Source organism: Leisingera sp. SA32 (assembly GCF_056033425.1).
Genome location: NZ_JBVYHB010000016.1, coordinates 25,226 through 44,756 on the forward strand (window position 1 = coordinate 25,226; position 19,531 = coordinate 44,756).

Here is a 19,531-nt window from a genome sequence, read left to right on the forward strand (position 1 = left end):
CAGGAACTGGCATCAGAAGCGGGCGACCGCTTCGATGACAAAGGTGCGGCCCGGCTCCTTGAGCGTCGAGAAGCCATTGAAGTCACCGCCATAGGTCGCCCGGTCCGAATAGCTCTCGTCAAACAGGTTGTTGATGCTGCCACGGATGGTCACACCGTTCAGCGACGCGGGGCTGTATTCGGCAAAGACATTCACAACCTCATAGCTCGGCAGTTCCTGCGTCGCATAGGCACCTTGGGCGTCATGGCTCAGCGCCGCCTGAACGCTGCCACCAACCAGCAGGTTGTACTGCGACAGCTCTTGCTGCACTTCAAGCGCAATCACCTGACCCAGCGGCGCCCCGATGTCGCGCAGGTCATAGCTGCTGGAGGGCTGACCGTTGATCTCGGCGTCGCTGTTGGACAGGGTCATGCGGGCAAAACCACTGTCCCAGCCATAGGTGGCACCAAAGTTGAAGCCGGAGGTTGCGAAGTCTTCGCTGCCGACAATGGTGCGGTTCTGTTTGCGCACGCCGTCGATTTCGGTCTCGAACCATTCACCGCTCAGGCGCCAATTGCCGGCCTCCCAGTCAGCACCGACAACGATGTTCTGTGCGCGGGACGCCTGTAGGCCGGTATAATCCCACGTCCCCCAGAACGTGTAGCTGTCTGCCAGATCGATACCGCCAAAGACGGAGGAATAGCCACCGCGCAGCGACAGGCTATCGGTCACATCGTAGACAACGGACAGGTTGCCGCTGGCCCCGCTGTGCGACGATTGATGGACGTTTCCGGTTGCATCAAAATCATGGCCGGTGAAATCCTGCCAGTCATAGCGCGCACCGGCGGAAAGGCTCAGCCGGGTCGTGGGCTCCAGTCGCGCCTGCGCAAAGACCCCGATGTTGTCGCTTTCCTCCGAGGTCAGGCCATTGGTCACCCAGCTGCCGTCAATCTCGGTTTTGCGGTTCTGGAAATCGACACCGGCAGTGATGCTGTTCACGTCCGACAGGTGGAATTCGTTTTGCAGCACCACAGAATAGGTGCGCGAGGTGGAATAGGTCGACCCGTTCCAAATGTCATTCGGGCGATCCACATCCGTAGAGGAGTAACCCAGTGTGGCCGAGGGATCCCACAGGCCGGTATTGTTAACGTTCTCATACCGCAGCGAAAAGTTCTGACGCTTGGTCAGATAGGCAAATACACCATCGGTGCCCGGGCCGAAGTTCGGCTTGAAATTGCGCAGCTCGCTGTCTTCAATCTGCTGTGCGGAGAGTTCAATCCGATTGCCTTGGTCCGATTCATAGCCGAACTTCAGCAGGCCCGCGGTCATGTCGGCGCCGGAGCCGGTCACCTCTTCGCCGTCGCCGTCTTCGTAGTTGTCGCCAGTGGCGCGCTTGGCATAGGCGACGACGTCGAACCCGTTGCTTTCACCGGCCAGCGTCAGCGAGCCTTGCACCGTGCCGCCGTTTTCCGCATAGCTGCCCCGCGCCACGCCACCAACGCTTTGACCCTCGGGCAGAATGTCTTCGGCGTCCACGGTCTCCATGACCACCCGGCCCGCCAGCGCGCGCGGGCCTGCATCCGCCGGTGCGACGCCGGGATCAACCCGCACAGATTTCATCAGGCCCGGGTCAAAGGCATTGGCGCTGACATGATGAAACACCCGGTTGTTTTGCGACACGCCGTCCACTTGGATCGCCATGTTCAGCATGTCGACCCCGTTAACGTAGATCTTCTGCGCGATCGGAATTGCGCCACCGACAGACACGGAGGCGATGCCTGCAAACAGATCCTTGACGTTGCCCATCCGGGCCCGCTCCAGCTCGGCATCGGCGACATAGACCGACGACGCGCGGTCAGCGGCGTTGCCTTTTTCATCCAGTTGGCGCACCTCGATCGGATCGAGCGAGATGACCTGGTTTTGCACATTCTGCGCTGCAGCTGGCAAAGCGGTAAAGACAGTAAGAGCGGTGCCGCACAGAAGGCGGGCCCGCGGCGCGATACAGACGGCCATGGTATTTCCCCAAGTTTCAGGTTGGTGCTGGGCTTGCCCTGAAACGGGGCTGGCGTGGCGGTTTCCCGGGTCTTTTAGGCACTCCACTTGACACATGCAAGTGCATGTTAGCGACGGCGCGTTGCGCACCGCACTGCCGCAGCTTGTCGAAATCAGGCTGGATCAGGCCGGATCACACCAGCACAACCGGTCGGTCGCCCAGGGTGTGGACCTCGGCGCAGGTGCCGAAGACCTGTTCCAGCATTGCCGTGGTCACGGTGTCTCTCGGGGCGCCGTCAGCCACCACCTCACCTGCCTTCAGCACCACGATACGGTCGGCATAGGCGGTGGCATAATTGATGTCATGCAACACGATCACGATGGTGCGGCCCTGGTTGTCCGCCAGCTGCCGCAGCCGCGCCATCAGGCTGCGGGCCGCGGCCAGGTCCAGATTGTTCAGCGGCTCATCCAGCAGCAGGAAATCGGTGTCCTGCACATAGGACATGGCGACAAAGGCCCGCTGGCGCTGACCGCCCGACAGGGTCTCCAGCTGGCGCTGTGCCAGGGGCGCGAGGTCGAACTGCGCCAACGCCGCCTCGACCCGGCTGCGGTCCTGCGCCGTGGGCCGCCCGCGGTGGTGCGGATAGCGGCCAAAGCCGACAAGATCCCGCACCGTCAACCGGCTGGAGGCATTGACCTGCTGCGGCAGGATCGCCAGTTTCCGCGCCAGCGCCCGGTCGTCGCAGTCGCCCAGCCGCATGTCATCGACGCGGATCTGTCCCTGTTGCAGCGGCTGTAGCCGCGCCATCAGCGACAGCAGGGTCGACTTGCCCGCGCCATTGGGCCCCGCCAGCGCAATCACCCCGCCGCGGTCCAGCCGCAGGGACACATCGGTCAGGATCTGCGTCTGGCCGACCCTGTGGCTGACGGATTGAATATCGATCATTGTTTCAGCCCTTTCAGCAGCAAGGTCAGGAACACCAGCCCGCCCATGAATTCGACAACCACGCTCAGCGGCGTGCTGAGATGCATCACCCGCTCCATCGCCCATTGGCCGCCGGTCAGGACCACCCCCGCCATCATCGCGCTGGCGGGCAGCAGCACGGCATGGCGGTGCGTCGGCAGCAGCAGGTAGGTCAGCGCCGTCACCAGCAGCCCAAAGAAGGCCACCGGCCCCACCAGCGCCGTCGACACCGCCACCAGCAAGGAGATCACCAGCAGCGCCTGCCACTGGCTGCGTTGCGGGGACTCTCCCAGGGACACCGCCGCCACCGGCCCCAGCGCCAGCACGTCCAGCCGGAACCGCATCCGCCAGGCGGCGGCCAGCGCGCCAAGGCACAGCACAGCGGCAATCGCCAACAGGTCGGTGTCGGCGCGCGAAAACCGCGCATAAGACGCCGCCTGCACCACGGCGTATTCATTGGGGTCGATCATCCGCTGCAAGAAACTGGTGATCGAGCGCAGCATCACCGCCAGAACCACCCCGGTCAGCACCATCCGCATCAGGTCTCCGCGCCCGGCCCGCAGCACCGCGCCAAACAGCACCAGCGCCGCAGCGCACATCAGCACCGCGCTGCCCGCCATCACCAGCTGCCGGTCCAGCAGCAGGAACTGCTGCGCGCCCAGGCCGAAAACCAGACCGCTGAGCAGCAGGATATACAGCGCATCAAACCCCATGATCGACGGCGTCAGCAGGCGGTTGCCGGTGAGGGTCTGAAACAGCACCGCCGCCACCGCCTGCGCCGTGCCCGCCAGCAGCAACGCCGCCAGTTTCTGGCCACGGAACATCAGCGCAAACTCCCAGCTGCCCTTCACCCCGGTGAACAGGTAGGCCGCGCAGCAGGCCGCCAGGGCCAGCGCCAGCAACAGCATCCGATCACGCATCCCGCGCCCCCCGACCATAGAGCATCCACAGGAAAACGGCCGCCCCCAGGATCCCGATCACCGTCGCGGCGGGGATTTCAAACGGGGGGATCACCAGCCGCCCGACCAGATCCGCCGCCAGCACCAGCGCCGCCCCCGCCAGCGCCGTCACCGGCAGGCTGCGGCGCAGGTTGTCGCCCGCCATGCGGCTGACCAGATTGGGCACCACCAGCCCGACAAAGGGGATCATCCCCACCGTCACCACTGTCAGCCCCGACACCACCGCGATCACCACCAGCCCCGCTAGCACCACCTGCCGGTAGTTGAGGCCAAGGTTCAGGCTCACCGCCTCGCCCAGACCCAGGATCGACAGCTGATCCGCCACCAGATAGCTGGCCAGCGCCGCCAGCCCGGCCAACCACAACAGCTCATAGCGGCCCCGCATGGCGCCCGTGAACTCACCGCTGAGCCAGATTTCCAGATATTGCAGCATATCCGCCTGAAAGGCGGCATAGGCGGTGGCCGCCCCGATCACGCCGCCATAGACCAGCCCCACCAGCGGCACCAGCAGCGGCTGGGCCGGCGGCAGCCGCCGGGTGATGGCAAAAAAGCCGAGGCTGCCCGCCAGCGCGGTCAGCGCCGCCAGCGCCATCTTGACCGGCAGCGGCGCCCCCGGCAGCAGCACCGAGGTCAGCAGGATGCCCAGCACCGCGCTCTGGCCGGTCCCGGCCGTCATCGGCTCGACAAAGCGGTTCTGGGCGATCAGCTGCATGATCTGCCCTGCCACCGCCAGCGCCGCACCGGTCAGCAACGCCGCCAGGGTGCGCGGAAGGCGGCTGTCGCGGATCAGCTCCCATCCCGCACCCGTGGTCAGCAGCGCCCGCACGTCCGCCCCCGCCACGCCGACCACCAGCGACGCGCAGACCAGCGCCAGCAGCGCCGTCAGAGCGATCAGCGTTGCGCGAGCCACGGCGTCAGCGGCCTTCGAAGGCCGCGGTCAGCTGGTCGAGGGTGCGGTTCATCGACTGGATGCCGCCGCCCGCGATATAGATGTCGGCCGCATTCAGATAGACCACCTGCCCCGTTTCCCAGGCTTTGGTGTCCTGCACCAGCACATTGTCCAGCGTCGCCGCCGCGCTCTCGCCCGGACGGCCGATAGCCGCCAGCCGGTCCACCACGACCAGCCAGTCGGGGTTCTTTTCCTGGATGAATTCGAACGAGACGCTCTCGCCGTGCACCGAACTGCCGATCTCCGGCGCGGCTTCGGGCAGGCCGATGCTGTCATGCAGCCAGCCAAACCGCCCGCCGCGACCATAGGCCGAGATCTTGGGACCGTTGGTCATCACCACCAGCGCCGTGCCCTTGCCCGCGGCGGCAGCGCGCGCCGCGGCCAGGCGGGTTTCAAAATCAGCCTTCAGCGCGGCGGCCTGCTCCTGGCGGTCAAAGATCTTGCCATAGGCGTCAAGCCGGGCCAGCGCCTCCCCGATGGTGTCATAACCGACGGTCATGTCGATGGCGGGTGCGATCTTTGACAGCGGCTCCACCTGGTCGGAGCTGCGGCTGCCAACCACGATCAGATCCGGCGCCATGGCGTGCAGCGCCTCCACATCCGGCTCCCAGAAGGTGCCGAGATCAGCGGCCTTCTTCGCCACCTCGTCCAGATAGTCCACGTAGAGCGCGTTCAGCGTACCGGCAATCGGCACCCCCAGCGCCTCCAGCGTATCAGCCGCGGCCACGTCAAAGACGGCAACGGTCTTGGGGTTCAGCGGTGCCTCAGCGGCGCCGCGATAGGTGTCGACGGTGACGGTATCAGCCAGCAGCGGCGTGGCGGTCATCAATGCGGCAACACAGGCAAGCGTACGGAAAACCATGAATGGCCCCCTTGGAAATACAGCGATATTCAGGATTTCGGGCTTGCGCCATGCCGGGGCATGTCACTGGCTGGCGCTTCCATGCCACAGACCACCGCCAAAGACCATATCTGATGCACAGTTTGCCCACTCCCACGGAAACCGGCCTACCCCACAAACTATTTTTTGTTGGGTAATCCGGCCGTCTACGCTACCCTACAGAAAATAGTTTGTAGGGTAGCGACCATGATTCACCCCCACAGCGCCATCGGCACCGCCGCCTGGACTGAGCTGTTGCGCCTGTTGCAGGACAGCAGCCTCGGCGCGCTCAGGGGCAGCCCCCGGCGCAAGGCCATCGGCAACAAACACTATTGGTACGACCGCTACCGCCTCGGCACCGAGGTGGTCGACCGCTACATCGGCGAGGACACGCCAAAGCTGCGCGCGCGGCTTGAACGGCAGGCCGAAATCACCCGCCAGGCCAAGGTCAGCGCGCGCGAACGGGCCCGCCTGATGCGGGTGCTGCGGGCCGAGGGTTACCTGATGCCCGATGCACAGACCGGCCAGGTGCTGATGGCGATGGCCCGGGCTGGGGTGTTCCGGCTGGGCGGCACCCTGGTCGGCACCCATGCCTTTCGCCTTTACGAGGGCGAGCTGGGTCTGCGCATCGGCTTTGACCAATCAGCGGTGACCGACGACATCGACATCGCCAGCTTCGAACGGCTCTCTGTCGCGCTCAAGGATCAGGTGGATGAGCCGCTGACAGAGGTCTTCTCGCAGCTGAAATTCGACCCCCTGCCCGCGCTGGAGCCGGGCCGGACTTGGCGCTGGCGGCAGACCGATCGCTCCACGCTGGTGGAATTCCTCACCCCCTCCTTCAGCGCCGAGGAGGGCCTGCGCGACCTGCCCGCCCTTGGCGTCTGCGCCCAGAGCCTGCATTACCTGAATTACCTGATCGCCGAGCCGGTGCAGGTGCCGCTGCTCTATCGCAGCGGGGTTCTGGTGCAGGTGCCGCGCCCCGAGCGCTTTGCCATTCACAAGCTGATCGTCGCCAGCCGCCGCCGGGGCCGCGCCGAGGATCTGAAAGCCCGCAAGGACCGCGCCCAAGCCGCCTTTCTGATCGAGGCGCTGGCCGAAACCCGGCCCGAGGATCTGGCCGACGCCTATGAACACGCCCAGGAAAACGGCCCCGCCTGGCGCCAGCGGCTGGACCGGACGCTGGCCCTGATGCCACAGAGCCGCGCACGGCTGGCGGCACTCTAGGCCTGCATCCCTGTCGCAGTGTCCCAGTGCCCTGCGCGATCGTTGACAAGACCGCACCGGCGCACTACCCCGTCTGGAACGTTCCACAGGCCCCGGCCCGGGCGCTTTGTGATGAACGTGCCAGACCTATTATGACAGCGCCGGACCTGCGCGACCGCGCGGCGCGGTTGTGCATCTGAACGAGCGGAGGTGACCCCATGAGACGTTTTCCCTTTCCCCGGCTGGTTGCCATCGGCGAAGCAATGGTCGAAATGGCCCCGGTCAGCGGCGACCAGTACCGCCGCGGCTTTGCCGGCGACACGTTCAACACCGCCTGGCACCTGTCGCAAACGCTGGCCGAGCGCGCCACCACCGCCTTTGCCTCGCGGATCGGGGCGGATGCGCTGTCAGAGGAATTTGCCGCCGGCCTCGCCGCGGACGGGCTGGATGCCAGCACCCTCGCGCGGGACCCGCGGCGCAACATGGGGCTCTACCTGATCGAACTGGACGGAGTCGAGCGCAGCTTTCACTACTGGCGCGGCCAGTCGGCGGCGCGGCAGCTGGCCGATGATCCCGCCTGGCTGGCGCAGACCTTTGCCGACACCGGGCTGATCCATCTCTCCGGCATCACCGTGGCGATCCTGCCGCCCGAGGGCCGCGAGACCCTGCTCAAGGCGCTGGCGGCGGCCCGCGCCAGGGGCACTGTGATCTCCTTTGATCCCAACATTCGCCCGGCCCTGTGGTCCTCCATCGCAGAGGTCCGCGAGACCATCCCCGCCTTCCTTGAAGTGACCGACATTGCCCTGCCCAGCTTTGACGACGAGCAGGCGAACTGGGACGATGCCGACCCGCAGGCGGTGCTGACGCGGATGTCGGCGCTTGGCGTGCCGGAGGTGGTGGTCAAGAACGGTGCCGATGCGGTTGCCCTGCGCCACGAAGGGCAGGACAGAACCATCGCAACCCCCGCCGTCGCGGGCATTTGCGACACCACCGGCGCCGGCGATGCCTTCAACGCCGGCTATCTGGCGGCGCGCTACCTGGGCCACGCGCCGCAGGACGCGGTGCGCCACGGTCAGGCGATGTCCGCCGAGGTGCTGTGCCATTTCGGCGCCCGCCTGCCCGCAGGCCGCGTGCCCCGCATCCCCGCCGCCGGCTGATCCATGCCACGTGCCTAGCCCCCGCCACCTGACCCGAGGCTCGAGGGCCGCAGTGACAGGCTGACCGGCGTGCGACTGCTGGGCGGCGGCGGCTCTGCGGTGTCCAGCCAGCGCACCATCGTCTCGGCCGCCTGCCGGCCGAGGCTGACAATATCGCAATGCACCGAGGTCAGCGGCGGATAGCTCTGCGTCGCCTCCTCGATGTCGTCAAAACCGCAGACCAGGACATCCGTGCCAACCCGGACGCCCTGCTGGTGAAATCCCGCCAGCATCCCCAGCGCCACCAGATCGTTAAAGCACAGGACGGCATCTACATCCGGGTGCGCCCGCCGCAGCTGCGCGGCGCTGGCGCGGCCAAAGGCGCGGGTCGACTCCCCGGTCAGCACCAGCGGCGCCAGCCCAGCCTGCGCGACCTCGGCCAGATACCCGGTTTCGCGCTCCTGCGTCACGCCGCGCCCCGTCAGACCGCCGACAAAAGCCACCCTGCGCGCGCCGCGGTCCATCAGATGCCGCGTCGCCGCGCGCGCACCCGCATGGTAATCCGGCGCCATGAACGGGAACTGATCCAACCTGTCGTCCACCTGCCGCAGCATCTGCATGGCCGGCACGCCCGCCCGCGAAATCGCATCAAAGGTCGCGGCCGTGTCGCCATAGGCCGGGCACAGGATCAGCGCCGACGCCCCGTGTTCGATCAACGAGCCGACCACCTGATGCTGCGCCCCGGCATCCTCGCCCGCGTTGGCGATCACCGCGGCATAGCCCCGGTCCGCCAGCGCCCTCTGCACGGCGGTGGCGAATTCGGCAAAGAACGGGTTGCGCAGCTCGTTGATGACGAGGCCGATCAACCCGGCGTTCGCCATCCGCATGTTGGCCGCGGCGCGGTTGTAGACATAGCCCAGATCCGCCATCGCCCGGCGCACCAGCGCCCGTGTCTCCTGCCGCACCGTGGGGCTGTTGCGCAGCACCAGGCTGACGGTTGACTTCGACACGCCGGCCCTCTGCGCCACATCTATGATCGTCGGCCTGCGTGCCATGATCGCTGCCCCCTGCTGTGCCCCCGCTTGCGCACGGCCCGCCGCGGTTACGCCAGATCGCCGTAATCCGGCGCCTGCCGCTTGCCGGTCACGGCCGCCTGCCGCACCGCATCCGCCACCATCAGCGATTTCAGCCCGTCCACGCCACTGGCCGCAGGCGCGCCGCCGTCCGCAGCGGCCCGTTCAAACGCCGCCACCACCGTTTCATAGGCGCCGACCCAGTCAAACGACACCTGCCGCCGTCCTTCGGCTGTGACCAGCGTGATCTCACCCTCCGGCCCCTCCTGCATGACGTCGCGGGCATATAGGGATCCTGCGCTGCCGTGGATCTCCAGCCCGTTGTCGGCAAAAGGATGGGTAAAGCTCTCATGGCTGTAGACCATCACCCCCGAGGGCATGGTCCAGACCGACATCGCAGAATCCTCAACCCCGTCGCCCAGCCCGCTGGCCCCTTTTTCCGCCACCACGAACTGCGGATCCTCCTGCAACAAGAAGCGCACCGTGTCGGCGTTGTGCACGGTGATGTCGGCGATCACCCCGCCGCCAGCCGCAGGCTTGTCCAACCGCCAGCCGTGCAGATGCTCCGGCAGCACCACCGCATGAAACACCCGCACCGAGCGCAGCTCACCCAGCGCGCCGTCGTCAAGCACCTGCCGAATGGCCCCAATCGCCGAGGAGCTGCGCAGGTGGTGGTTCACCGCCAGCACCACCCCCGCCTCGCGGGCGGCGGTGATCATCTCCTGCGCCTCGCTGCGGGTCATCGCCAGAGGCTTTTCGCACAGCACATGTTTGCCCGCGGCGATCGCCGCCAGCGCCTGCGGATGGTGCTTTTCATTGGTCGAGGAGATATAGACCGCCTCCACCTGCCCATCCGCCAAGGCCTCGGCCAGATCAGTCGTCCAGCGCGGGATGTCATGCGACTCGGCGTAGGACTCGGCGTGCTCCGCATTGCCGCTGACAACCCATCCGATCTCGGCGTCGGTTTGCGCACGGATCGCGCCGATCATGTTTTCGCTGGCAATCGTGCTTGCCCCGATCAATGCCCACTTCATATCATTCCTCTCCCTTCTCAACCGGTGCCGCGGCTGCGGGACCATGCCACTCTCTGACCTTGGCGGTTGCCCGCCACCTTAAAGCATCCCCTCCACCGCCGCTGCGAAGGCAGCGGGGGCTACAAGACCATTCAGTTGATATTGTTCCAGTATCGGGCAGCAGGCGGCGCCGATGGCGCGCGCATTGGCGCCGACCTCGCCCGCGTCGATACGCGGCAGGATCAGCCCGCGCGTGTCCAGCCCGGCGATCCAGCGCCGCACCCGTGTCTGGGGCCGCGACGCCGCGGCGCGCGCTCTCACCGGCCATGACTTGCCCTCCACTCCCCCGCAGCTAACCTCTGCGCCGTTAGTTTGTAAAGTTCATAAACTAATTGACATCCCCCCTGACTTTCGGCTTGTTTCGCGGAATCGCAGGCCTGCGTGCGGGCCTGCCCCGTGACTGAAAACTCGTGCGACTGCGACCCGTGTGACTTCGAAAGGTGCCCTGATGATCCTCTGCTGTGGCGAAGCCCTGATCGACATGATCCCCACCTCCAGCCGCGACGGGGCCGCAGCCTATGTGCCCAACTGCGGCGGTGCCGTGTTCAACACCGCCATCGCGCTGGGTCGGCTGGGAGTCGACACCGGCATGGTCACCGGTCTGTCCAATGATCTGTTCGGCCAACAGCTGCGGCAGGCGCTGCACGACAGCGGTGTCGATACCGCGCTGACCGTGGCCAGCGACCGGCCCAGCACCCTGGCCTTCGTGCAGTTGCAGAACGGTCAGGCCAGCTACAGCTTCTTTGACGAAAACTCCGCCGGCCGAATGCTGACACCCGACGACATGCCGACACTGCCCGACAGCGTGACGGCCCTGTATTTCGGCGGCATCAGCCTCGCCTGCGAACCGGGCGCCGAGGCCTATGCCGCGTTGCTGGAACGCGCAGGCCGCGCGCGCGCGGTCATGCTCGACCCCAACATCCGCCCCGCCTTCATCCGGGACGCCGCCAGCTATCGCGCCCGGCTCGACCGGATGCTGCGCCATGCCGCGATCATCAAGGTCTCGGACGAGGATCTCGACTGGCTGCTGCCCGAAGCCCAGAGCGAGGCCGATAAGGCCGCCCGGCTGCACGACCGCGGTCCCGCGCTGGTGATCGTCACCCGTGGCAGCGCCGGTGCCACCGGCTATCTGTCCGGCCGCGACCCGGTGCAGGTGCCCGCCCCCAAGGCCACGGTCGTCGATACCGTCGGCGCGGGCGACACCTTTAATGCGGGCGTTCTCGCCAGCCTCTGGCAGCAGGGCCATCTGACCCGCGCCGCGCTGGCCGACCTGTCGCCGCACGCCTTGGCCGAGGCACTGGCCCATGGCGCCCGCGTGGCGGCGGTGACCGTCTCGCGCGCGGGCGCCAACCCGCCCTGGGCATCAGAGCTGTAGACCGCGCACAAGGCGCGGGGGCGGTCAGCCCGACGGATCAGCCGCACCCGCGCCCCGCGCCCAGTCGGCAAAGCGCTCCACCTCGGCCCGGCGCGGATGATCGCTGCGGCAGACCGCCCAATAGGTCCGCCCCGGCAGCACGTGATCCGACAGCACCCGCAGCCGCCCCGCCGCCACCGCGCCGTCGATCAGCACCGAGGACGCCAACACCGCCCCCTGCCCGGCCAGCGCCGCATCCAGCCCGTGCAGCTCTTCCGAGACATGCTGCGCAATCCGCGGCACCGCGCCGCCGGTCTGCGCCCCCGCGCTCCAGCGCTGCCAGCTCGGCGCCGCCGCGTCGCTGCGGCTCCAGCGGTAGTCGATCAGCGGCAGCCGCAGCACATCCGCCGCAGCCACAGGCCCATCCGCCTTCAGGTCCGCCAGCAGCTGCGGCGCACAGACCGGAACCAGATGGTCTGAAAACAGCTGCACCCAACGCTCTGTCGCACCCGCACCTGCGTCCACCGCGTAACGCACCGCAAAATCGGCCCCGCCACCGCCCAGCCCGGCGGGCCGGTTGTCGGCCTCCACCGACAGCCGCAGCCCGGTCTCGCGCTGCAAATGCGGCAGTCGTGGCATCAGCCAGCGGCTGGCAAAGGCCAGCGTCACCGAAACCGTCAGCGGCACCGCCTGCGCGCCTGGCGTCAGCCCGCTGACCGCCGCTGCCATCGCGTCGAAACTCTGCCGCAGCACCGGGTACAGCGCCGCCCCCTCCGCCGTCAGCCGCACCGGTCGGGGATAGCGGTGAAACAGCGTCACCCCCAACTGCGCCTCCAGCTGCCGCACCTGATGGCTGATCGCGGTCGGGGTCAGGCCCAGCTCTTCCGCGGCACGCGCAAAATGCAGATGCCGCGCCGCCGCCTCGAAGGCGCGCAACCCATGAAGCGGAGGCAGTCGCCGCATCGTCGGTTCTCCTTGCAGCCGGTGCCGCCCCTTGCTGAATCTCATTCATCATGGGGCTGAAAAATTCGCTTTCGCCAAACCCTTGGCGGGTCGCTACTCAGTTGGGGCAAACCTACCGCAGGAGACTGACCATGACCACCATGTTGCGCATCGACGCCAGCGCCCAGTTGCAGGATCGCTCGCTGACCCGCCGCCTGACCCAGCTGTTCACCGAAACCGTTCTCGACCAGGCACCGCAAACCCGGCTGATCACCCGCGACCTCGCGCAGGAACCGGTGCCCCTGATCGACCACCGCTTCATCCACGCCGCCTTCACCCCCCCGGCGGAGCACGCGCCCTGGATGGCCGCCAGCCTTGCGCTGTCTGACCAGCTGATTGCCGAGGTCGCCGCCGCAGACCTCATCGTGATGGGGGTGCCGATGTACAATTACGGCATGCCCGCCGCGCTCAAGGCCTGGTTCGATCAGGTCGCGCGCATCGGCAAGACCTTCTCCTTCGACCTCGCCCGCGGCGACTACCCGATCGCGCCGTTGCTGTCGGGCAAGCGCCTTGTGGTGCTGTCCTCCAGAGGGGAGTTCGGCTTTGCCCCCGGCGGCATCCGCGCGCATCTGAACGCGCTGGACCCGGCAATCGCGGCCTGCGCGCATTATCTCGGCGTGGCGCCGGACGCCATCGACACCGTCAGCATCGAGTATCAGGAATTCAAGGACGCCCGCCACGAAGCCTCCATCGCCGCGGCCGAGCAGCGCACCCGCGCACTGGCAGCGGAACTGGCCACCGCAGGCGCGCGCGCCGCCTGAACCCGCCCCCTCCGGTTGCGATGGCCCTTTTACAATGTCACGGGGCCATGCAAGATGGCCCGCGTGTCTTACCACCTCGCAGCCGGAGACTTCGCGGTATGATCAGACCACTGGCGCTGTGTTTATTGCCCCTCCTTGTCGCCGCACGGCTGACCTGCGCCCAACCCGTCGCCGCGCCTGCCGAAACCGCCGCGACGGCATCGCCACCGGCGGTTGACTGGCCGCAGATCCTGGTGGACCCGTCCGGCAAGTTTCACGGCCCCGCCGATCTGATCCTGCCGATGCCCTGCGGCGGCGGCATGGCGTTTCAGCGGGTCAGCGTACCGGTGGATCTGACCAGCCCGCTGTCGGACCGCGCCTTTCGCATGGGCCAGTCAGAGGCCCGCACCGCCTTCTCCGACTATCTCAAACCCACCCATCTGCGCGGCGCTTTCGACGATGCGCAGGCCAATGTCAGCTACTACTACCTGGCCCGATATGAGCTGAACGAGGCCCAGCATCGCGCGTTGACCGGCGACTGCGCCGCAGCGTTCAAACCGGTGCAGGCCCGCGCCAAGGGCGGCCTCAGCTGGTTCGAGGCGGTAGACCTGTCGCGCGCCTATACCGTGTGGCTGATGCAGAACGCCCGCGCCAGCCTGCCTCGGCAGGGCGACCGGCTCGGCTTTGTGCGCCTGCCGACCGAACCCGAATGGGAATATGCCGCCCGCGGCGGTGCCCGCGCCGATGCCGCAGCCTTTGCCGCGCGGCACTTCTTTGCCGAGGGCGCGCTGACGGATTACGCCGTCTACCTTGCGCCCGGCAGCGGCACAAAGGGGCTGGCGATCACCGGCGCGCGGCGCCAGCCCAACCCGCTCGGCCTGCTGGACATCTACGGCAACGCCGAGGAGCTGATGCTGGAACCCTTCCGCATGAACGCCATCGGGCGCAGCCACGGCCAGACCGGCGGGCTGGTCACCCGCGGCGGCTCTGCCGACCTGGAGGCGGCGCAGATCTACACCGCGCGGCGCAGCGAATACCCGCTGTTCAACCCGCGCAGCGGCCAGCCGCTGGCCGGTGAATTCTTCGGCGCGCGCTTTGTGATCTCGGCCGCGGTGGTCTCCGAGGACCGCTACAGCCAGATCCAGGACAGCTGGGCCGCCGAGGCCGACCGCCCGGCAACCGCAGGCGATGATCCCCTCGCCGCCCTCACCACCCTCCTGGAGGAGGAGCTGGACCCGCGCCGCAAGGCCGCGCTCAGCGATCTGCAACTGGAGTTCCGCCTCGCCCGCGAGGCGGCGGCGGACTCGTTGTTCCAGGCGGCGAAATCCACCCTGCTCAGCGGCGCCGCCTTTGTGGAAACCCTGCTCGAAGGCAGCCGCGAGATCGCCCAGCTGACCCGCGACAGCCTGGCCCTGCGCGACACGGTCAACGTCACTCTTGGCAGCCAGCGCGCCCAGCTGATGCAGACGCTGACCCTCAACGTGGACCGGCTGACGGCGCTGCGGGCGCGCCGCGACACCTATCTGCTGTCTTATCGCGCCACGCTGGAAACCCTTGCCACCGATGTCGACGCCGACACCCGCCAGCGCGCCTTCGACAGCCTGACACAGGATTTAACCGCCGCCGAGCAGACCAGCCTGCGGTCGATGGTCGACCGCTTCTGGGCCGATCTGCCCACCTATCTGCAACGCCCTGATATGGCTCAGGATCAGCTGTTGCAGCTGGCGCTGGACTGACCGCGCTTGCGCAAACGCTGCAATTGCGCCTAAACTTTTTGTAATTGAGCTGCCATTCCGGACCATCTCTCCCCCCCGGATTACGGTTTCCGTAACCGGCGCGGCCTAGATGTTCCGATGCATAAAAGTACCGATTTTTTAGTCTCTGAGTGGGGGAGTTCCTTATGGCCCGGCAAATTCTTTCCAAATCGATTGGCGGCGCGATGCTGTCCGCCTTTATCCTGACGACATCGGCGGAGCGCGCCACTGCGGATCTCGGCGATGCCCTGCTGGGGGCTGGGGCGGTGGCCATCATCGGCTGCGCCACCGGCGCCATCAACTGCAAGAAACGCCAGCGCAGCAGCGGCAGCAGCACCACGCGCAAATCCACCGGCATGAGCGCCGCACAGCGCCAGCAAAACCGCGAGATGCAATCCGCGCTCAACAGCTTTGGGTTCAATGCGGGCACGGTGGACGGCGTCCCCGGCCGCAAAACCCGCGAGGCGGTGCGCGGCTATCAGGGCTACATGGGCTATCCGGTGACCGGTCGGCTCAATGATTGGGAACGCCAGACCCTGATCGACAGCTGGAACAACCTCAACGCGGGCGCCGGCAATGCCTATCCGCGCACCATGGCCGCCCGGGGCCCACGCGGATTGCTCGACATCGCCAGAGATCCCAGCTTCCCCGCCCGATACGGTGATCCGGCGGCCGGGGGCTACAACGGCCAACAGCAACAGCCGGGCTATGCAAATCCCAATGCCGATTGGCCGCCACAGCAACAAGCCGGTCTCCAGCCCCAGGCCCAGGGCGGCAGCGCCTACCCCTCGCCGCAGACAGGCGGCCAGGTGATTGGCGGCGCGGCTGCCGGTGCCGCCGGTGCCGCGATCCAGCCGCTGAAGCCGCTGCAACCCACCGGCCAGGCCGCCGTCTCCGCCGCCGCCCGCTGCGAGCTGGTGGACCAGACCACCCGCATTCAGGGCGGTGTCATCATGGCCTCCAACATGACCGACCCGAACCAGGCGCTGAGCGAGAAATTCTGCGAGGCGCGTGGCTTTGCCATCACCCAGGGCGGCTCGGTCGCGGCGCAGTTTGCCGTCTCCGAGAACGAGCTGACCGGCACCTGCGGCCAGATCGAAACCGCCTTTGACCCGGCCATCACCAGCCTGCCCAACGCGCCGATGAACCAAGTGCTGGATTCCGCCCGCTCCACGGCCCAGGGGCTGGGGCTGGCCGATCCGGCCACCGCGGCCGCCTATGGCCAGATCTGTCTCGGCATTGGCTACCGGCTCGACAACGCCAAGATGGCACTGGCCGGGGCGCTGGCCCTGCTGACTGCCGGGCACCGCCCCTATGGCGAGATCGTCGGCCATCACCTGCGCGAGGGCTTTGGGGTCACCGCCAACCGCGACATGGCCGGCAGCTGGTATCTCGACGCGATGGGCGCGCTTGAACAGGGCGCAACCCCGGTCTTCGTGCCCTCGATGACGCAGGAGCGCATCCAGTCGATCCGCACCGCGCTGCAACTGGAGCGCCAGCGCGCCAGCGGCGCGGCAGCGGTGCGGGTGGTGCCCGCAGCCAGCCAGCTGCCCGCGTTGCAACCGCTGAAGAACTGACCCGCCGTTGCCGCACCGCAGGCGCGGTCCGGCTGCGCTGGTCCGCTGCCGCAGACAGGCCCGCCGACCCACCGCACAGCCGCGCCCCCTTGGGGCGCGCAGGGCGGCCTGCGGCCCATGCGGCCCCTCTGCCAGTGCAGGCAACAATCTGAAATACAGGGGGTTTCTCATCAATGGACGCCACCGGACAGCCGCAGATCTCTGCCCGCTTTATCGTTGACCGTGTCCGCCCGCTGACGTTTACTTGTTAAGGGCGAAGGACACTGTGATTACCATGCGTGCGATTTTGGCATTTACCGGCGCCGGGGGGCTGATTGCCCTCGTGATGTGGGCGGCGCTGGCGCTGCTGCCCGCCTGTGGCGCCGCCGGGCGCATCGCACCCAGCTGGCTCGACTGGTGTCCGGTGAACCGCCAAAGCCAACTGGAGACCCGGCTTGCCGCCCTCAGCAACGCCAACCGCACCCTCGAACGCACCATTCTGCTGCGCGAACGCGAACTGGCGCGGAAACACTGCGCCCCCGTCGCTGCCGCCCCGCCACAACCCGCCACCCTACCGCCGCCGATCGACCGCCAGGACTGGGACAACCGCCAGATCGGCCTGCTGGAGGGCTGCTGGCAACTGGACTCGCGCTTTGTGACCACCAACCGCGAAACCGGTGCCCAATCGCGCTACACCGAATGGGTCATGTGCTTTGACGCCAGCGGCCGCGGGCGCGAGGACATGTACGCCGACAATGGCAACAGTTGCAGCGGCCCGGTGCAGGGCCATTTCAATGCCGATGGCCATCTGGTGATCGAACAGCCCGGCGACCTGCCCTGCAGCGACGGCGGCTACATCTACCGGCTGCGCAGCAGCTGCCAGCTCAAGGACAACGGCACTGCCAGCTGCGCGGTCGAACAACCGGAGGTCGGTGGCGCCACCACCGTCGATTTCCGCCGCGCCCAAAGGGACAGGTAATGGCTGAACACTATCTGACAAAGACCCGCTTCGATCCCGGCCAGTGCCTGCCCGCAGATGGCACCCCGGTGCTGGAGGCGCACGACCGGCTGACCGCCCTGCTGCGCGACCACGCGGGCGCGGACGCCGCACAGCTCTTTGCCGAACCCCTGCTCAGCCGCGGCGCAGAGCCCTCCGTCGCCTGGTACAGCGACGCGGCAGGCACTGCCCAGCCCCTGGCGCGGCTCGACAGCGCCGGGCAAGACACGCTCGGCGCCGAGCTGCGCCGCCGCCTGGCCCCGCTGCGCCCGCTGCTGGAAGATGCCGACACCGGGCCGCTGGTGGCCGCGGCCCTGCACATCAGCGATGCGGCTGACATCTGGTCGGTCGACGGCACTCCGGTGCTCATCAACTGGGGGATGCTGCCCGCTGGCATGGCCGCAGATCCCGAAAGCCGCGCCGCCCATTACCAGCAGACGCTGGGCCGCTTCCTGCCGCTGGCCACGGCGCCCCCGCTGGACGCCGCGGAACGCGCCGCGCTCGCCGCCGCATCGGCGGACGGCACCGAAACCCCGCCCGCCCCGCATAGCGCGCAGGCCACCGCCGCCGCTGTACCCGCCGCGGGCATGGCAGCAGGTACAGCGGCTGGCACGGCGGCCGCAATGGCGGCGGGTGCCAATCCTGCGACCGATGCCGACTCCCGCCCCGCCAGCACGTCCCCGGTCCCCACGCCGCCTGCGCGGGACGGCACGGCGGCGCCGGTGCCGCTCTGGGCTTGGCTGCCGCTACTCGCGCTGTTGCTCATCACCGGCGCGGTGCTGATCTGGCTGCTGGTGCCGGGCAACCGGATCTTTCCCGCGCAGGCCCGTCCCGTCGTCTCCGACGAAGCCGCGCTGGCCGCCTCGCAGGAGGTCAACCGCGCCCTTCAGTCCCGGCTTGCGCAACTGGAAACCGCACTGGATGGCGCCACCTGCAAGGCTGACGGCACCCTCTTGATGCCCGACGGGCGCACCATCGAGGGGCTATTGCCCCCCGACCCCTCGGACCGCAGCGATGTGCCCGGGGCCATCCGCCCCGCCGACCGCACAGCCATCCTGCCGCCGGATCCCGAACGGGTGCAGGTGCCCGTCGCCGACGCCCCCAAGGACACCCAATCCCTGCTCGCCTACATCGAAGACCGCACTGCCATCGTGCTGGCGCCGTCGGCAAATGGCCTGTCCAGCGGCACCGGTTTCTTTGTCGGCCCCGACCTGCTGGTCACCAACTTCCACGTCATCGCCGCCCCCGGCGTCAACGCGATCTATGTCACCAACAAGGCGCTTGGCACCATCCAGCAGGCGCAGGTGCTGAAATCCATGGGCCCGTTCGAAACCACCGGCGGCGACTTTGCGCTGCTCCGGGTGGCGGGGGCCAATCAACCCGCCTTCACCGTGCTGGAGGCCGATGAGAGCCTGCGCCTGCAATCGGTGATCGCCGCAGGCTATCCGGGCGATCTGTTGCAAAGCGACGCCCAGTTCCAGCAGCTGCGCACCGGCGACCGCACCGCGGTGCCAGAGCTGGCGGTGACCGACGGCACCGTCTCCGCGCAGCAGACCCTGAACGCCCGGTCCCGCGTGGTGGTGCATTCAGCGCCAATCTCGCAAGGCAACTCCGGCGGGCCGCTGATCGACATGTGCGGCCGTCTGGTCGGGGTCAACACCTTCGTCAAGAAGGGCGCCTTGCGCAATTTGAACTTTGCCCTCTCCGGCGCGGACCTCAGCCGCTTTCTTGCCAATACCGACGCGCTGCCGCAGGTGGTGACGCAGGTCTGCGATCCGCAGATCCGCCGCCCCGCCGCGCCGCGGGCCGCCAGCGCCCCAGACGCAGCCTCGGCACCAGCTGAGCCTGCCGCCTCCGACCCGGGCCGCGTCGCCCCGCTGCCGCAGCTGCCGGCCCTGACCCCGCAGTCAGAGTGAGCCG

At 67.7% G+C, this 19,531-nt stretch carries 17 protein-coding genes; 8 read left to right on the plus strand and 9 right to left on the minus strand.

The features are described 5' to 3' along the window. Positions 1-12: 12 nt before the first annotated feature. The 5 genes from AC0IPL_RS18285 to AC0IPL_RS18305 form a co-directional block, all read right to left on the minus strand. Entirely contained in the window at positions 13-1,992 is a 1,980-nt protein-coding gene (locus tag AC0IPL_RS18285; RefSeq protein WP_474276328.1) for a TonB-dependent receptor plug domain-containing protein, read from the minus strand. A 172-nt stretch (positions 1,993-2,164) separates the two neighbouring features. Next, on the minus strand, positions 2,165-2,917 hold the full coding sequence (locus AC0IPL_RS18290) for an iron ABC transporter ATP-binding protein (protein ID WP_474276330.1): 753 nt from the start codon (positions 2,915-2,917) through the stop codon (positions 2,165-2,167). After that, the gene (locus tag AC0IPL_RS18295; protein WP_474276332.1) at positions 2,914-3,855 is read right to left on the minus strand and encodes an iron chelate uptake ABC transporter family permease subunit; all 942 of its coding nucleotides are present in this window, start codon (positions 3,853-3,855) and stop codon (positions 2,914-2,916) included. Before AC0IPL_RS18295 ends, AC0IPL_RS18290 begins: the two co-directional genes overlap by 4 nt. After that, positions 3,848-4,804, minus strand: a complete 957-nt coding sequence (locus AC0IPL_RS18300) for an iron chelate uptake ABC transporter family permease subunit (RefSeq protein WP_474276335.1) — start codon at positions 4,802-4,804, stop codon at positions 3,848-3,850. Before AC0IPL_RS18300 ends, AC0IPL_RS18295 begins: the two co-directional genes overlap by 8 nt. Positions 4,805-4,808: 4 nt before the next feature. Beyond that, positions 4,809-5,705: a siderophore ABC transporter substrate-binding protein gene (locus tag AC0IPL_RS18305; protein WP_474276337.1), complete on the minus strand. Its 897-nt coding sequence runs from the start codon at positions 5,703-5,705 to the stop codon at positions 4,809-4,811. A gap of 225 nt (positions 5,706-5,930) precedes the next feature. On the opposite strand from AC0IPL_RS18305, the gene AC0IPL_RS18310 reads away from it, so the two are divergent. Both AC0IPL_RS18310 and AC0IPL_RS18315 read left to right on the plus strand, forming a co-directional pair. Next, positions 5,931-6,947: a nucleotidyltransferase family protein gene (locus AC0IPL_RS18310; protein WP_474276339.1), complete on the plus strand. Its 1,017-nt coding sequence runs from the start codon at positions 5,931-5,933 to the stop codon at positions 6,945-6,947. Positions 6,948-7,144: 197 nt separating this feature from the next. Next, positions 7,145-8,083, plus strand: coding sequence for a sugar kinase (locus AC0IPL_RS18315; RefSeq protein ID WP_474276341.1), 939 nt, complete (start codon positions 7,145-7,147; stop codon positions 8,081-8,083). 14 nt (positions 8,084-8,097) lie between these two features. Here the strand turns inward: AC0IPL_RS18315 and AC0IPL_RS18320 are convergent, their stop codons facing one another. The 3 genes from AC0IPL_RS18320 to AC0IPL_RS18330 all read right to left on the minus strand — a co-directional run bounded on the left by AC0IPL_RS18320 (position 8,098) and on the right by AC0IPL_RS18330 (position 10,469). Beyond that, positions 8,098-9,117: a LacI family DNA-binding transcriptional regulator gene (locus AC0IPL_RS18320; protein WP_474276343.1), complete on the minus strand. Its 1,020-nt coding sequence runs from the start codon at positions 9,115-9,117 to the stop codon at positions 8,098-8,100. Positions 9,118-9,164: 47 nt separating this feature from the next. Continuing rightward, positions 9,165-10,169, minus strand: a complete 1,005-nt coding sequence (locus AC0IPL_RS18325; RefSeq protein WP_474276345.1) for a Gfo/Idh/MocA family protein — start codon at positions 10,167-10,169, stop codon at positions 9,165-9,167. A 78-nt stretch (positions 10,170-10,247) separates the two neighbouring features. After that, positions 10,248-10,469: a hypothetical protein gene (locus AC0IPL_RS18330; protein ID WP_474276347.1), complete on the minus strand. Its 222-nt coding sequence runs from the start codon at positions 10,467-10,469 to the stop codon at positions 10,248-10,250. A gap of 187 nt (positions 10,470-10,656) precedes the next feature. Between AC0IPL_RS18330 and AC0IPL_RS18335 the strand changes: the two genes are divergently transcribed. After that, on the plus strand, positions 10,657-11,583 hold the full coding sequence (locus AC0IPL_RS18335; RefSeq protein WP_474276349.1) for a carbohydrate kinase family protein: 927 nt from the start codon (positions 10,657-10,659) through the stop codon (positions 11,581-11,583). Positions 11,584-11,607: 24 nt separating this feature from the next. Here AC0IPL_RS18335 and AC0IPL_RS18340 read toward each other — a convergent pair whose 3' ends face one another. Further along, on the minus strand, positions 11,608-12,525 hold the full coding sequence (locus AC0IPL_RS18340) for a LysR family transcriptional regulator (protein WP_474276350.1): 918 nt from the start codon (positions 12,523-12,525) through the stop codon (positions 11,608-11,610). A 131-nt stretch (positions 12,526-12,656) separates the two neighbouring features. On the opposite strand from AC0IPL_RS18340, the gene AC0IPL_RS18345 reads away from it, so the two are divergent. The 5 genes from AC0IPL_RS18345 to AC0IPL_RS18365 all read left to right on the plus strand — a co-directional run bounded on the left by AC0IPL_RS18345 (position 12,657) and on the right by AC0IPL_RS18365 (position 19,527). Further along, on the plus strand, positions 12,657-13,325 hold the full coding sequence (locus AC0IPL_RS18345) for an FMN-dependent NADH-azoreductase (RefSeq protein ID WP_474276352.1): 669 nt from the start codon (positions 12,657-12,659) through the stop codon (positions 13,323-13,325). A 98-nt stretch (positions 13,326-13,423) separates the two neighbouring features. Then, a complete protein-coding gene (locus AC0IPL_RS18350; RefSeq protein ID WP_474276354.1) occupies positions 13,424-15,040 on the plus strand; it encodes a formylglycine-generating enzyme family protein in 1,617 nt (538 codons plus the stop codon). A gap of 164 nt (positions 15,041-15,204) precedes the next feature. Further along, on the plus strand, positions 15,205-16,635 hold the full coding sequence (locus tag AC0IPL_RS18355; RefSeq protein ID WP_474276356.1) for a peptidoglycan-binding domain-containing protein: 1,431 nt from the start codon (positions 15,205-15,207) through the stop codon (positions 16,633-16,635). 274 nt (positions 16,636-16,909) lie between these two features. Next, complete coding sequence (locus AC0IPL_RS18360) at positions 16,910-17,593, plus strand: hypothetical protein (RefSeq protein WP_474276358.1); 684 nt, start codon at positions 16,910-16,912, stop codon at positions 17,591-17,593. Beyond that, entirely contained in the window at positions 17,593-19,527 is a 1,935-nt protein-coding gene (locus AC0IPL_RS18365) for a S1C family serine protease (RefSeq protein WP_474276360.1), read from the plus strand. The genes AC0IPL_RS18360 and AC0IPL_RS18365 overlap by 1 nt, the downstream gene beginning before the upstream one ends. The last annotated feature ends 4 nt before the right edge of the window (positions 19,528-19,531 follow it).